Genomic DNA, 13,494 nt, shown 5'->3' on the forward strand with positions numbered 1-13,494 from the left:
CGATTGCCAACCAAAGGCCAGCCCCATGCGCGTTCGCCTTGCCCCCATCGCCCTTCTCGCTGCCGCAGTCGGCCTCGCCGCTGCGGACATGTCGGCATTTGCCGAAGAGCCTCAATGCCTCAACACGACCGATCCGGTGACGCTCTCAGGCTTTGTGGTGGAGGGCGTGTTTCCCGGCCCGCCCGAGTTCACCAGCGTCCCGGCCGGCGACGCGGCCTTTACCGCCCAGTTTGTCGCCCTTGCAACGCCGATCTGCATGATCGCCGATCCGGCCACCGACACACCGGCGCAGGCCGGGATTGACCTGGTGCAACTGGCCTGTCCAGATATGCCCATCGTGCCGGGCCAGGCTGTCGACCTGAAAGGGACCCTGTTTGCGCCACACACCGGGTATCACCGCGCACGGGCCCTGCTCGCCTGTCTTTGAGTGATCGGCCGCAGCATCTTCTTGTTTCAGCAAAGGTTCCTGACATGCTTTCCAGACTTGCCTTGAGCGCCGCCGCCGTCCTGCTGGCCGCCGCCAGCTTCAGCCTGCCCGCCCTTGCCGATGACAATGTAGCGGTGTGCGATGCCCTGGCGTCCAGCCCGCTCGATACGGCGCGTCCGGCCGATGTCACCGGGGTGAGCTTTGAGGAGATCGACATCGCCAAGGCCGAGCCGGCCTGCCGTGCCGCCTGGGAGGCGACCTCCGACCCGCGCATCGGCTTCCAGCTGGCCCGCGTGCTGTTCCAGGACAACAGAATCGAAGAGGCCAATGTGCTGTTCGGCCAGGCGGCCGCCGCCGGTCACGTGGAAGCCAAGATCGGCATGGCCCAGACCATGCTGGAACTGGCGCGCGCCCATGCGGCGGCGTTGCTGCAGGAAGCGGCCGACGCCGACAGCGTCAATGCCGCCTATAATCTGGCGATCATGTATGCCGAAGGCAGCGGCGTTGAGCAGGACACCGCCAAGGCCATCGCGCTCTATGAAAAGGCCGCCGGTCAGGGCGATGCCTGGTCGCTCTACAATCTTGGCGTGATCTATGACGAGGGCGAGCTGGTGCTGCGCGATGCGGCCAAGGCCAAGTCCTATTATGAACAGGCCGTCGCCAAGGACCATGCCTGGGCGCGGATCAATCTGGGCTATGTGCTGCTCGAAGGCGATGTCGATGCCGCCGAACGCGAACAGGCGCTGGCCCTGTTCCGCACGGCGACCGTCGATGACGGCGACGTCAATGCCGGGCTGCAACTGGGCATCATGCTGCAGGATGGCAGCGCGGCAGAGCAGGATGAAAGCGAAGGCCTAGTGCTGGCAGCGCTCAAGGCGCGCGATGCCGAGCTGGGCCGCTTCCTGCAATTGGCCGAGACGGGCCTGTCGGCCCGCAACCTGACCGCTATCAAGACCGAGCTTGGGGTGACCGGCGGCGCTGAAGGCATGGACGAAGCGGCACTGGCTGCCCTGCGCAGCTATTACGCCACCATGCCCTGATAGACGTGACAAGGGGCGCAGGTTGTCCTGCGCCCCCAGTCTTTGCTCGGGTGAAACCGCGCCTCAGCCGCGGTCAATGCGATGGAGCAGAATGCGGGCTTCGCCATCGCCCTGTTCGGCTGCGATGGCCAGCAGGTCGCGGGCGAAACCGACATCCTTATCGACGCCACGCCCTGCCAGATAGAGCCGCGCCAGGGGCAGCAGGGCTTCGGTGTAGCCCAGCTCGGCGGCGCTGGTGTAGTGCAGCGCGGCGGCGGCCATATCGACAGGCCCCGCGATCCCCAGCTCAGCGAAACGACCCAGCACCGCGTAAGCCTCGGCGTCGCCATTGTGGGCGCCCAGCTCCATCATGCGCCTGGATTGTTCGTCGTCCTTGGGCAGGCGGTCACCGTCAAAATACATGTAGCCCAGCACGGTGGCCGAGGGGCCAAAGCCCTCATCAGCGGCCAGTTGCAGGAAGTCCACCGCCAGGGCCACATCCTCCTCGACACCCAGGCCATTGATCAGATTGAGCGCCAGCGCATGAAAGGCCGGGGTGAAGCCGGCGGCCACGGCCTGCATCAGCAGATCCGCGCCCTTGCCGGGATCAGCGGCGACGCCCTGGCCGGTGCTGTAGAGCACGCCGGCCACATAAAGCCCTAGCGGCACGTCATTCTCGGCGGCGCGGTCGGCGAAGTAGACGGCATCTTCATACTGGCCGGCAGCGTAATAGGCGCGGGCCATCCAGGCATTCATGCGGAAGTCGTTCTCGCCGGTGCCCATGGCCGCCCAGCAGGCATCGACCGTGGCCTCAAGGTCCAGTTCCTGCACAGGCCGGCCGATACTTTCAAAGCCGGGCTCGAAGGCCGAGGCGGCCTGATCGGCACAGGCCGCTTCGAGGGCATTGAGCACGGGCACATCGGCGCTGGCCGTGGCGAAGGCGGGAACGACCGGTGCGCAGAGGGCAAGGCCGAGAACAAGCAGGCTGGTGCGGATCATGACTTTCTCCTGGCGATGGGGTGAGATTGGGGATCAGGCGGTTGCGATGGTGTCGACCTGAGTCGGCACCTGCAGGCGGCGGTCGAGATCGGCGTGGCCGCGGCTGATCTGGTGCATCTGGCGGTCCTGGGAAATACTGTGCTGCGCCGTGCTGTCGGCGATGACCGTGGTGCGGGGCATGACGGTTACCTGCGCCTGGGCCGGCACATTGGCATGGGCGACGCTGGCGGAAGCAGCGATGAGAACGATGGCGAGTGCGGTGCGGATCATTTGTCTGTCCATGGGGCTGGCGTTGCGATGGCTCATGTCTAGAGCGCCCCGAGGGCCGGCGCTGTTCCGCGCGAAACACGGCGCGCCGGCCCGCGCTGCAATGGCCAATCCGCTCCAGGTCGCGAAAGGGAAAAGCGCACTGCAATCAAAAGTATAGCGCGGCGCGGCCGCACAGCGAGACTTTGGCCGCGTTCCCCAGGGAACAGCGGCGTCGGCCGAGATTGGCAAGGCTTAGGTGCCGCGCTACCGTGATTGGGAAGGCCCATGATGAGCCCTGGAAGATGCATGATTGACCATGACAAGCTGTTGCAGCTGATCGACGCGATCTATGCGGCCGCGCTGGATCGCAGCCGATGGCCCGCGGTGCTGATGCAGATCGCCGATGCGGCCGGCGCCAGCGATGCGGCCCTGGGGGTAATCAGCACCAATGCCCCGCCGTTCCTGGTGGCGCCGCGCACCAATCCGGAATTCCAGGCCAGCTATGCCTTGCACTACCACCCGCTCAACCTGTTCTGGCGGCGCCTGCAGCGCGAGCGCGTCGGCCAGGTGTTTACCGACGATATGCTGCTGTCTCGCGATGAGCTTGAGAGCAGTCCGTTCTTCAACGAATGGTCCGCGCCACAGGGCTATAGCACAGTGATGGGCGTCACTCTGGGCCTGAGCGAGACCCAGCGCTATGAGCTGCAATTGCCCGCCAGCCGCCCGTTTGACGCCGACAAGTGGGCTTTGGTGCAGCTGCTGGCGCCGCATATCGCCCGCTCGGCGCAGTTGACGGGCCTGCTCAGTTCGGCCCAGGCCCATGCCGCCGATCTGCTGTCGGCGCTGGACCGCACTGGCAAATCCGCCCTGCTGATCGATGACAAGGGCCGGTTGCTGCTGGCCAGCCCGGCCGCGGAACGCATGCTGTCAGAGGGATCGGGCCTGTCGATCGAGGCCGGCCTGCTGGTGGCCGCCAAAGCCGCCGACAATGGCGAGCTGCGCCGCATGCTGAAGGCGGCGCAGGCGGGGCGCCCCGGCGGCACCGCGCTGACGATCACCCGGGCGAACCGCTCGCCGTTGAGCATCCTGGCCGTGCCTGTGTCGCGCGACGAGGCCTGGGTGCCATCCTATGCGCGGCTCTTGCTGGTCATCAGCGATCCCGAGGCCGATCTGGCACAACGGCACCAGAAATTCGGCAGGCATTTTGGCCTGACCGCAGCCGAGCTGGGGATCGCCGTGGAGATTTCCCGCGGCGGCAGCCGATCCGATGTGGCGCAGCGGCGCGGGGTGTCGGATGCCACCGCCCGCAGCCAGCTGACCGCGATTTTCGACAAGACCGGCGTGCGGCGTCAGGCGGACCTGGTCCGCCTGCTGCATGAATTCAGCTAGGGGGTGGGCCGGTCCCCCGATGGCCTGAACAACACGCCGACCGACAGCAGGTCGATGCCGATGCGTTGCCGCCACAGGCCCCAGAGCCCTTCCGGCAGATAGAGGGCGAAGCAGACCGCGATCACGCCCAGGCCGGTGAGGTACCAGACGCCCAGACCACCGAAGGCCGTCTGCAGCAGAAAGAAGATCACCGCGCCGATGATCGGGCCTTCGAAGGTCCTCAGGCCACCCACCAGCACCATGAACAGCATGAACACGGTCCATTGCACGCCGAAATTGGTGCGCGGCAGGAAGGTGATGGCGCTGGCCAGCCAGATGGTGCCGGCCAGGGCGCAGCCAAAGGCGGCAAGCACGAAGATGATCTGCTTGATCCGCATCACATCAATGCCGATGGAGGCCGCGGCCTCCTCGTCGTCGCGAATGGCCTGGGCCGCAGCGCCGATACGGCTGCGCAGCAGCCAATAGGTGACGCTCAGGATCAGCGCGAGGCTGCCCAGCCCCAGCCAATAGGTCAGATTGCGCCGCAGATCGGGGTCAAGCGCATTGAGCGCCAGCAGGGAGGTGCCCGTTTCGCCCTGCACCAGCGGATCGAACATCACCACGATGCGCAGCGCCTCGGCGATGACCCACATGGCGATGGCAAATTCCCCGCCCTTGAGGCGCAGGGCGAAGCTCGAGATCGGGATGGCGACGATGCCGGCGCCGACGGCGCCGACGACCAGCGCCAGATAGGGCGTCATGCCGGCATCGACCAGGCGCAGCGCCAGATAGCCGCCAACGCCGAAAAAAGCCTGCTGCCCCACCGAGACCAGGCCGGCATAGCCAGCCAGCAGGTTCCACATCACCGCCAGAAGAATGTAGATGAACAGCGTTGTGAGCTTGTCGATCAACAGGCCATTGGCCAGGGCCGGCAGCATGGCCAGCACCAGCAGCACAGCGGCGGCAGCGACCAGCGTGGCCTTCCCGGATCGCGTCCAGCGCTCGATTTCATAGGCGATCATGGCTGACCCTCGGTGACAGTTGATGGGATCTGAGCGCTGGGCGCCCGCCTCGGCAGGCGCAGTGCGGCGCGCCAGCCGCCGTGATTGCGGCCATGGGCCAGATAGAGCCGGGCGGCCAGCACGCCCAGGAACACCAGATGGCCGGCCAGCTGGAAGCCCTGTGCCGAAATGGTGGCGCCAAAGCTCTGCGCCACACCCAGCACAATACCGCCGATCAGCGTGCCCCACAGCGAACCAATGCCGCCGATGACCACCGCCTCGAAGGCAAAGATCAGCTGGGTGGGGCCGGCATAGGGGCTGATCAGGGCACGCATGGCGAGAAAGGCGCCCGCCAGCCCAGCCAGCGCGGTGGCAATGGCCGCTGCTGCACGATGGACGGCGCGCGCATCAATGCCGCTAAGCTCGGCCGCCTCCGGATCACTGGCGGTGGCGCGAATGGCGCGGCCGAGTTTGGAAAAGCTCAGCACCAGTTGCAGCGAGCCCAGCACTGCGACGGCGACCGCGAAGGTGATCACCGGCAATTGCCCCAGCGTGATGCCGAACGGCAGTTGCCAGCTGGCCCAGGAGAGATTGCCGATGTGATTGCCCAGCGATTTGGCGTCAGAACCGAAGAGGCCAAACATGCCGTTCTGCAGCACGGCGCCCAGGCCGAAGGTGGTGAGCAGCGGCAACAGGAAGCCGCCCTTGATGGTGCGGGCGAAAAGCGTTGCCTGCAGCACCCAGCCCAAGAGGGCCATGACCGGCAGCACGGCGGCCACCGCCACCCAGGGCGAGAGCCCCAGCACCTCGACGGCAAACAGCACCAGATAGGCGCCCAGGATGGCCAGATCGCCATGGGCCAGATTGATGAAGCGGACGACGCCGAACATCAGCGACAGCCCGGCTGCCAGAATGGCGTAATAGCCGCCGAGCAATATGCCCTGGATCAATGCGTCAAGCATAAGCAATATCCCCCTGCGCGAGACCGAAATAGGCGTCCGTGATGGCCTGTTTGCCGAGCACCTGCGGCAGGCCCTCAAGGGCGATATGCCCCTCGAGCATGCAGACGACGCGGTCGGAAAACTGCATGGCGCGATCAAGGTCCTGTTCCACCACGACCATGGCGGTGTCGCCGCGCGCCTTGAGCCCGGCCAGTTGTTCGTAGAGCCCTTCGATGGCCACGGGCGACAGGCCCAGCGAGACTTCATCGAGCAGCAACACTCTGGGATTGCTCATCAGCGCCCGGCCGATGGCCACCGCCTGGCGCTGGCCGCCCGACAGCCCGCCCGTCAGAACCTTGAGCAGTGGCAACAGGGACGGCAGGGCATCGAGAACGCTCTCCAGCGTCCAGGGGCCAGCCCGGCCATTCTCGCCGGCAATCTGCAGGTTTTCCCGCACCGTCATGTCGACGAAGAGCCGCCGGCCCTCGGGCACCATGGCAATGCCGCTGGCCACGCGGCGCGACGGCGACAGGGCGCTGACGTCCTCGCCATCGAGCAGAATGGTACCCGATGTCGCCGGATGCACGCCGGCCAGGGTGCGGAACAGCGTGGTCTTGCCGGCGCCATTGGCGCCGATGACGCCCAGGACCTCGCCGGTGTGCACACGCAAGGAGACATCGCGCACGGCGGTGAGCAGGCCATGGCCGGCCACCAGATTGTTGACCGCCAGCATGGTCATGCCACCGCTCCTCCCAGATAGGCCCGGCGCACTTCGGGGTCGGCCATCACCGCGTCGGGATGCCCCTCGGCGATGACGGTGCCCGCACTCATGCAGACCAGACGGTCGATCACCTTGAGCAGCGCGTGCAGGATGTGCTCGATCCAGACAATGGTCAGTCCGTCGCCCTTGAGCTTGCCGATCAGCGCAATCAGCAGGCCCAACTCGGCCTCGGTCAGCCCACCGCCAATCTCGTCGAGCAGAATGACGCGGGGACAGGTGGCCAGCGCCCGCGCCAGTTCGAGCCGCTTGCGATCCAGCAAGCCCAGCGCCGCCGCCGGCCGATTGGCATGATGCAGCAGCGCCGTGCGCTCCAGCGCTTCAGCCGCGCAATCGGCGGCAGCACGGCCGCTCAGCCCCGCTCCGAACTGCGCCGCCGTCATGGTGTTCTCGAACACCGACATGCCCAGAAAGGGCCGGGGCACCTGATGGGTGCGGGCAATGCCCGACCGGCATCGGGCAGCTGCCCCGGTGCCGGTCAAGTCGACGCCGCCATAGCGGACGCTGCCGCCGGACGGGGGGATGGCCCCGGCCAGCACGCCGAACAGCGTGGTCTTGCCGGCGCCATTGGGACCGACAATGCCCACGGCCTCACCCGAGGCAACCGCGAAATCGACGGCATTGAGCACCTTGAGGGCGCCAAAATGCTTGTCGATCCCGGAGCATGCGAGCACGGGCGGGGTCATTGCCGGTTCACCGCTCATGGCTCAGCCCTGCACCGTATAGGCGGTCATCTCGCCCGTGGTGGGCACCAGGGGATTGTCGGCATTGGCCACGATGGGGAGATCGAATTGCCAGGGCCCCTCGGCCGCCTTCACCCATTGTACGCCCACAAGGCCGGTGGTGGCGCAATTGGGCACCGGGCCGGCCGTAAAGTCGACCAGGCCAACCGCCGTCTCGGTCTTGAGTACCGAGAGCGCCTGGGCCAGGGCAGCCTTGTCCTTGGGATTGCTGGCGCTGGCCAGCGCGGCAACGGCGGCATCGAGCAGAGAGGCATTGGCACCCACCTGCTGGTTCCACTGCTTGCCCACGCTCTCCTCATAGCCGGCGGCAATCGCCTGGCTGGTCAGGCCGGTTGAGGACGAGCTGAACGGATAGTCCTTGTGCCAATAGGCGCCGGCATGCAGCCCATAGCCGAGCGAGCCCATGGCTTCGAGTTCGGCGGGGAACAGCCCGGCCTTGGCGAGCTGGCAGATCTTGATCTGCTGGGCCAGACCCTTCTGCGCGGCCTGGCGCCAGAATACCGGGAAGTCCGGCGGGAAGGGGAAGGTGTTGAAGATCTCGCAGCCTTCGTCGCGGAACAGGTTGATCTGGGTGGAGAAATCCGCGGTGCCGTTCTCATATGGGCCGGGATCGACAACGGTGAAGCCAGCCTTTTCCAGCTCAGGCAGCAGCAGGCCGCGAATGGCGCCGCCATCGGCATCATTGGGCAGCAGCACGCCAACCTTCTTGTTGGTCTCCACCTTGCTCCACTGGTCGGCATAGAGCTTGGCGAAATTGCCGACGCCAAAGCAGAAGTGGTAGGTCCATTTGAACGGCGATGGCTCGCCCGGCTTGGCGCCGCGGCCAAAGTAGAAGGCCTCCCAGGGCGCCGTGGTGGTCAGGCACGGCACGCCGGCAGCCTCGCAGGCATCGGCAACCGGATTGACGGTTTCCGGGGTCGAGGAGGCCAGCATCAGATCGATGGCCTCGCCATTGATCAGGTCCTTGGCCACCTGGCTGGCGCGCACCGGATCGGACTGGGTATCGGCCAGCACCAGCTCGATGCCATAGCGCTTGTCGCCCACCTGGACGCCATCGGCCATGTGCTTCTTGAACTGTTCGACCAGGAAACTATCGCCCTCGCCGAACACGCCCAGCGGGCCGGAGCGCGGCCCAATGAAGCCGACGCGGATCACGTCTTCGCCCTGGGCAAAGGCCGAGCGCACGCTGGCCGGCAGCGTCAGGGCTGCTGCGGCACCGCCTGCGACGGCCCCCGCCGTCTTGATGAAGCTGCGCCGGGTGACGCCCTTGCTCGCAAGGGTCTTGTAGATGCTCATGATTATCCTCCCTGGATTGTGAGCCTGCTGCGGATCGGCCTCCCAACCGGTCCGCGTCAGTTGATGGATCAGGCGGCACGCGGCCGCCCCAGGCCGCCGGTCTGTGCCGTGCGGCCTGTTGCCTGGACGGGGTGGCCCGGCTCAGACGTAGGTTGATGCCAATCCGCCATCGATCGGCAGGTTGATGCCGTTGATCCAGCGGGCGGCGTCGGAGAGCAGGAAGACCACCGGCGGCGCGATTTCGTCGCCAAAGCCGGGGCGCTTCATGCGCGGCGCATCGCTGGCGACGCGATCGGCGCCCAGCATGGTGACGAAGTCGCCCAGGATGGGGGTGAAGACCGGGCCGGGCGCCACGCAGTTCATGCGGACGTTGGACGCCAGGAACCACTGCTGGGCCTGAGCGAAGGTCCAGACGATCAGCGCTTCCTTGAAATATTGGTAGCAGGTCTCCTGCGGCACCGGATGGGCGGCCAGCCAGGCCTCGCCGGCGGCAAAGCCGGCGACCTTGGCCAGCGTCTTGTGCTGGTCGAGCCGTTGCGGCCATTCCCCACCCAGCACCGAGGCGAAGTTGACGATCGATGCGCCGGGGGTGAGCCGGTCGATGACGCCCTCGGTCAGGTGGCGCAGGCCGAGATAGTTGACCCGGGCGACCAGGGCCTTGTCGGCCGTGCCGGGAACGCCGGCGGCGTTGACCAGGCCGTCGAACGACCCTGGCAGCGCCTTGATCGCCGCATCGATGCTGGCGGGATCACCCAGGTCGGCTTTGACGAAGCCGTCCATGGTGATGAGTGGGTCGTTGCGGTCGAGACCGATGACGCGAGCGCCCGAGAAGCGGGCGAGCCGAACAACTTCCCCGCCGATGCCTGAGGAGGCGCCGGTCACAACGATGGTCTTGCCTGAAAGGGTCATGGCAGCAGTCCTTTGTTTGCAGATCAGAATGGGTAGGCCGCGGCCTGGTCCTTGACCGAGATCCACATCCACTGGGTGAACTCCTCGATGTCGGCCGGGCCGCCGATACGGCTGCCATTGCCGGATTTGCCGCGGCCGCCAAAGGGCGCGAAGGGGCCGCCATTGACCGTCTGATCGTTGATGTGGAGCTGGCCGACATTGAGCTGTTCGCCCAGCGCCATGGCGCGGCCGACATTGGCCGAGATCACGCCGGCGGCCAGGCCATAGTCCGACATATTGGCGATCTCGACGGCCTGCTCGTCAGTGGCAAAGCGCACAATGCAGGCCACGGGCCCGAAGATTTCTTCCTCGAAGGCGCGCATGCCGGGCTTGACGCCATCGAGCACGGTGGCGGCATAGAAGCGACCATCATGGGTGCCCCCGGCGAGGAGCCGGGCGCCCTTGGCCACGGCGTCATCGACAATGGCCTGGATCATGGCGACCTGGCCGTCCGAGATGATCGGCCCCAGGGCAACCCGGCCGGAGGACGGATCGCCCGCCGGCAGGTGGCCGGCCTTGGTGACAAGCCGCTCGGTCAAAGCGTCGGCGATGCTGTCCTGCACCAGGATCAGCCCGGTCGCCATGCAGATCTGACCCTGGTGCAGGAAGGCGCCCCAGGCGGCGTTGGAGGAGGCAATGTCGAGATTGGCGTCGTCGAGCACGATCAGGGCATTCTTGCCGCCCAGTTCGAGCTGCACCTTCTTGAGGTGCTTGCCGCACAGTTCGCCCACCTTGGAGCCGCCGCGCGCCGAGCCGGTGAAGGACACCATGGCGATATTGGGATCGGTGCACAGCGCCTCGCCGGCATCGGCACCACCGGGCACGATCTGCAGCACGCCCTTGGGCAGGCCCGCTTCCTCAAAGATGCGGGCGATGATGATGCCGCCGCTGATGGCCGTGCGCGGATCGGGCTTGTGCACCACCGCATTGCCCAGCGCCAGCGCCGCGGCAATGGCGCGCACCGACAGCACCAGCGGGAAGTTGAACGGCGAAATGACGCCGACCACGCCATGGGGCACCCGACGGGCATAATTGGTGCGCTCGTCAAAGCCCGAGAGCACCAGGCCCATCGGCTGGGTCGCCAGATTGGCGGCGTGGCGGATGAACAGCGCGCCGTGCTCGATCTCGATGCTGGCCTTGGGGTGGATGGAGCCGCTTTCGCGCATGATCCAGCCGATCAGTTCCTCACCATTGGCCACCAGCAGGTCGGCGGCCTTGTTGAGAATGGCAGCACGCATGGTGGGCAGGGTCTTGGCCCAGGCCTTCTGCGCCTGGCGCGCTTCGGCGGCGGCACGGGCAATGTCGGCGGGGCCACCCAGGCCAACGCTGGCCAGCAGCGCATCGGTGGCGGGGTCGCGCACCTCAATGGCGCCGGCGCCGGTCGCCTGCCAGTCGCTGAACAGCGCCTTGCCGGTCCATTTCTCGACTGCAATGAAATTGGGGCCCTGGATGTTCATGTCGTGCTCCTCCTTGTGCCGCCATGCGGCCTGGTTTTTCGGGCCGGCTTGTGCCGGCTTGCCGCGTCAGGGAGGGGGCGTGCGGGGACACGGCCTGCCGCAGGGCAAGCCGATAGCGTTGGCGCGCCAGCAGTTTTCCGCCGTGCACACCTCCAGTCACCAGGACCAGATTGGTCGATGTCCTCCCACGCCCGCTTCCTCAAACGGGCTTGGAGCTATCATTGCAAGGGCCATGCCAACTGGCGCCGGGAGGCCCACGATGGACGCAATTGGGGGCAGTCCGGCGGCCAAAACCTTGCGTGCGAGCGGTTTAGCGCTGGGCGCCGCAGAATGGCCCGGCGCGCCCCAGCGGAGACAGTCAGATTGGACTTACTGATTTGATGAAACTGTGCTGAAGTGCTTGCTCAAATCATGAATTCAATCTGGGAGGGGTGAATCATGAAACGGGCCGATCGACTGATCTCGCTGGCCGAGGCGTCGCGCCAGGCGCAGGGCATTATCAGCCGCGGCGCCAGCAGCGAGCTGGAAACCGGCGCGTCGCCAACCTTTGAAGACCTTACCGAAATACTGCATTTCGCGCTGGGTGACGGGCGCATCTGGCTCAATGACCAGCGCGTGGTGCTGATGCAGTCCTCGGTGCTGGGCCGTATTCGCCAGGAGATCATCGACGCCTTTGGCACCGATACCGCCCGCGCCATGTTCATGCGCATTGGCTATATGCAGGGCGTGCGCGATGCCGAGCTGATCCAGAAGCGCTGGCCGCAGGAAGATCTGACCCATGCGCTGGCGGCCGGGCCGCGCGTCCATACACTGGAAGGCTTCGTCAAGGTCACCACCAAGCATTTCGAGTTCGACAGCGACCGGGGCACCTATTTCGGCGAGTTCCTGTGGGACGATTCCTCCGAGGCTGCCGAGCATCTGGCGAGCTATGGCGTCTCCACCCAGCCGGTGTGCTGGCTGCAGACCGGCTATCCCTCCGGCTATACCAGCAAGCTGTTTGGCAAGCCGGTGATCTTCCGCGAGGTGGAATGCGTGGGCATGGGCGCCAAGCGCTGCACCGTGATCGGCCAGAATGCCGAGGCCTGGGAAAAGGATGCGCCCGAGCGCGAATACTTCGGGCTCGGCTGGAAGAACCACCGCAGCTATTCGGTTCCGCGCCAGGCTCCGAAAGCCGACGACGGCGCAGTGCCCGCGGGCAATGCCAGCGATGTGGCGGTGGGCGTTTCGGCCAGCTTCATGCGCACGCGGCACCTGCTGGAAAAAGTGGCCGCCACCGATGCGACGGTGCTGTTTGTGGGCGAATCCGGCGTGGGCAAGGAGCTGTTCTCCCGGCAGCTGCATGAGTTGAGCGCGCGGGCTGATGGCCCGTTCATTGCCATCAACTGCGCCGCCATTCCCGACAATCTGGTGGAGTCCGAGCTCTTCGGCGTGGACAAGGGCGCCTATACTGGCGCCACCAGCTCGCGCGCCGGCTATTTCGAGCGCGCGTCGGGCGGCACGCTGTTTCTCGACGAGGTCGCCTCGCTCGCCTATTCGGCGCAGGGCAAGCTGCTGCGCGCCCTGCAGGAGCGGGAGATCGAACGCGTTGGCGGCAGCCACACCATTGCGGTCAATGTCCGGGTGGTGGCTGCCTCCAATGTCGATCTGGCGCAGGAGGTGGCGGCGGGGCGCTTCCGGCAGGATCTCTACTTCCGTCTGTGCGTCTTTCCGGTGGCCATTCCGCCGCTGCGCGAGCGGCGCGACGACATTCCGCTGCTGATGGCGCATTTCCTGCAGCTCTATGCGGCACGGCATGGCCGCAAGATCCGCGGCTTCACCCGCCGCGCCACCGAGGCCCTGCTCAAATATGACTATCCGGGCAATATCCGTGAGCTGCAGAACCTGATCGAACGCGGCACGGTCTATGCGGACAATGACGGCCATATCGATGTCGTGCATCTGTTCAGCGGCTCGGAACTGCTGCCGCCCTTTTCGGTCCGGCTTTCCGAAGACGGTCGCATTGATCAACGCCCCTTTGCCGACGACGCCGGACAGAGCGCGCCGATCGGCTCGGGATCGTTCGAGGATATCGAGCGCGCCGCCTATCTGGCGGCGCTGGACCGCCATGGCGGCAATGTCAGCCGCGCAGCCCGCGATCTCAAGCTGACGCGGGCCAGCCTCGACTATCGGCTGGGCAAGCTGGGCATTCGCAAACGCCCTTAGCGAGAGCCGGCCACAAAAAAGCAACGGGCGCCTCGCGGCGCCCGTCTTATTCTGCGATGGCTTGCC

13 protein-coding genes are annotated in these 13,494 nt (G+C 66.2%); 4 read left to right on the forward strand and 9 right to left on the reverse strand.

Going from position 1 to position 13,494, the window contains the following annotated elements:
• The first annotated feature begins 25 nt into the window (after nucleotides 1–25).
• Together E8M79_RS01055 and E8M79_RS01060 are read left to right on the forward strand one after the other, a co-directional pair.
• On the forward strand, nucleotides 26–427 hold the full coding sequence (locus E8M79_RS01055) for a hypothetical protein (RefSeq protein WP_137150076.1): 402 nt from the start codon (nucleotides 26–28) through the stop codon (nucleotides 425–427).
• 44 nt (nucleotides 428–471) lie between these two features.
• Nucleotides 472–1,467: a tetratricopeptide repeat protein gene (locus E8M79_RS01060; protein ID WP_137150077.1), complete on the forward strand. Its 996-nt coding sequence runs from the start codon at nucleotides 472–474 to the stop codon at nucleotides 1,465–1,467.
• 63 nt (nucleotides 1,468–1,530) lie between these two features.
• On the opposite strand, the gene E8M79_RS01065 is transcribed toward E8M79_RS01060, so the two are convergent.
• Both E8M79_RS01065 and E8M79_RS01070 read right to left on the reverse strand, forming a co-directional pair.
• Nucleotides 1,531–2,445 (reverse strand): tetratricopeptide repeat protein, encoded by a 915-nt coding sequence (locus E8M79_RS01065; RefSeq protein WP_137150078.1) that lies wholly within the window; start codon nucleotides 2,443–2,445, stop codon nucleotides 1,531–1,533.
• 33 nt (nucleotides 2,446–2,478) lie between these two features.
• Nucleotides 2,479–2,715: a hypothetical protein gene (locus E8M79_RS01070; RefSeq protein ID WP_137150079.1), complete on the reverse strand. Its 237-nt coding sequence runs from the start codon at nucleotides 2,713–2,715 to the stop codon at nucleotides 2,479–2,481.
• A gap of 285 nt (nucleotides 2,716–3,000) precedes the next feature.
• Between E8M79_RS01070 and E8M79_RS01075 the strand changes: the two genes are divergently transcribed.
• On the forward strand, nucleotides 3,001–4,083 hold the full coding sequence (locus tag E8M79_RS01075) for a hypothetical protein (protein ID WP_137150080.1): 1,083 nt from the start codon (nucleotides 3,001–3,003) through the stop codon (nucleotides 4,081–4,083).
• Here E8M79_RS01075 and E8M79_RS01080 read toward each other — a convergent pair.
• The 7 genes from E8M79_RS01080 to E8M79_RS01110 form a co-directional block, all read right to left on the reverse strand.
• Entirely contained in the window at nucleotides 4,080–5,084 is a 1,005-nt protein-coding gene (locus E8M79_RS01080; protein WP_137150081.1) for a branched-chain amino acid ABC transporter permease, read from the reverse strand. The genes E8M79_RS01075 and E8M79_RS01080 overlap by 4 nt on opposite strands.
• Nucleotides 5,081–6,025, reverse strand: a complete 945-nt coding sequence (locus E8M79_RS01085; RefSeq protein WP_137150082.1) for a branched-chain amino acid ABC transporter permease — start codon at nucleotides 6,023–6,025, stop codon at nucleotides 5,081–5,083. The genes E8M79_RS01080 and E8M79_RS01085 overlap by 4 nt, the downstream gene beginning before the upstream one ends.
• Nucleotides 6,018–6,743, reverse strand: coding sequence for an ABC transporter ATP-binding protein (locus tag E8M79_RS01090; RefSeq protein WP_137150083.1), 726 nt, complete (start codon nucleotides 6,741–6,743; stop codon nucleotides 6,018–6,020). Before E8M79_RS01090 ends, E8M79_RS01085 begins: the two co-directional genes overlap by 8 nt.
• Nucleotides 6,740–7,468 (reverse strand): ATP-binding cassette domain-containing protein, encoded by a 729-nt coding sequence (locus tag E8M79_RS01095; RefSeq protein ID WP_137150084.1) that lies wholly within the window; start codon nucleotides 7,466–7,468, stop codon nucleotides 6,740–6,742. Before E8M79_RS01095 ends, E8M79_RS01090 begins: the two co-directional genes overlap by 4 nt.
• Before the next feature lie 21 nt (nucleotides 7,469–7,489).
• Nucleotides 7,490–8,824: an ABC transporter substrate-binding protein gene (locus tag E8M79_RS01100; protein ID WP_171015712.1), complete on the reverse strand. Its 1,335-nt coding sequence runs from the start codon at nucleotides 8,822–8,824 to the stop codon at nucleotides 7,490–7,492.
• 138 nt (nucleotides 8,825–8,962) lie between these two features.
• Nucleotides 8,963–9,730, reverse strand: coding sequence for a coniferyl-alcohol dehydrogenase (locus E8M79_RS01105; RefSeq protein WP_137150086.1), 768 nt, complete (start codon nucleotides 9,728–9,730; stop codon nucleotides 8,963–8,965).
• A gap of 23 nt (nucleotides 9,731–9,753) precedes the next feature.
• Entirely contained in the window at nucleotides 9,754–11,226 is a 1,473-nt protein-coding gene (locus E8M79_RS01110) for a benzaldehyde dehydrogenase (protein ID WP_137150087.1), read from the reverse strand.
• 438 nt (nucleotides 11,227–11,664) lie between these two features.
• Between E8M79_RS01110 and E8M79_RS01115 the strand changes: the two genes are divergently transcribed.
• Nucleotides 11,665–13,428 (forward strand): sigma-54-dependent Fis family transcriptional regulator, encoded by a 1,764-nt coding sequence (locus tag E8M79_RS01115; RefSeq protein ID WP_137150088.1) that lies wholly within the window; start codon nucleotides 11,665–11,667, stop codon nucleotides 13,426–13,428.
• Nucleotides 13,429–13,494: the final 66 nt, after the last annotated feature.

It is taken from the genome of Devosia sp. FKR38 (assembly GCF_005222805.1).
Lineage (GTDB): Bacteria > Pseudomonadota > Alphaproteobacteria > Rhizobiales > Devosiaceae > Devosia.

Coding starts and splice junctions, on each gene's coding strand:
- E8M79_RS01055 (WP_137150076.1), top strand. CDS start 26: ATGCGCGTTCGCCTTGCCCCCATCGCCCTTCTCGCTGCCGCAGTCGGC.
- E8M79_RS01115 (WP_137150088.1), top strand. CDS start 11,665: ATGAAACGGGCCGATCGACTGATCTCGCTGGCCGAGGCGTCGCGCCAG.
- E8M79_RS01065 (WP_137150078.1), bottom strand. CDS start 2,445: ATGATCCGCACCAGCCTGCTTGTTCTCGGCCTTGCCCTCTGCGCACCG.
- E8M79_RS01080 (WP_137150081.1), bottom strand. CDS start 5,084: ATGATCGCCTATGAAATCGAGCGCTGGACGCGATCCGGGAAGGCCACG.
- E8M79_RS01095 (WP_137150084.1), bottom strand. CDS start 7,468: ATGACCCCGCCCGTGCTCGCATGCTCCGGGATCGACAAGCATTTTGGC.
- E8M79_RS01085 (WP_137150082.1), bottom strand. CDS start 6,025: ATGCTTGACGCATTGATCCAGGGCATATTGCTCGGCGGCTATTACGCC.
- E8M79_RS01075 (WP_137150080.1), top strand. CDS start 3,001: ATGATTGACCATGACAAGCTGTTGCAGCTGATCGACGCGATCTATGCG.
- E8M79_RS01110 (WP_137150087.1), bottom strand. CDS start 11,226: ATGAACATCCAGGGCCCCAATTTCATTGCAGTCGAGAAATGGACCGGC.
- E8M79_RS01070 (WP_137150079.1), bottom strand. CDS start 2,715: ATGATCCGCACCGCACTCGCCATCGTTCTCATCGCTGCTTCCGCCAGC.
- E8M79_RS01060 (WP_137150077.1), top strand. CDS start 472: ATGCTTTCCAGACTTGCCTTGAGCGCCGCCGCCGTCCTGCTGGCCGCC.
- E8M79_RS01105 (WP_137150086.1), bottom strand. CDS start 9,730: ATGACCCTTTCAGGCAAGACCATCGTTGTGACCGGCGCCTCCTCAGGC.
- E8M79_RS01090 (WP_137150083.1), bottom strand. CDS start 6,743: ATGACCATGCTGGCGGTCAACAATCTGGTGGCCGGCCATGGCCTGCTC.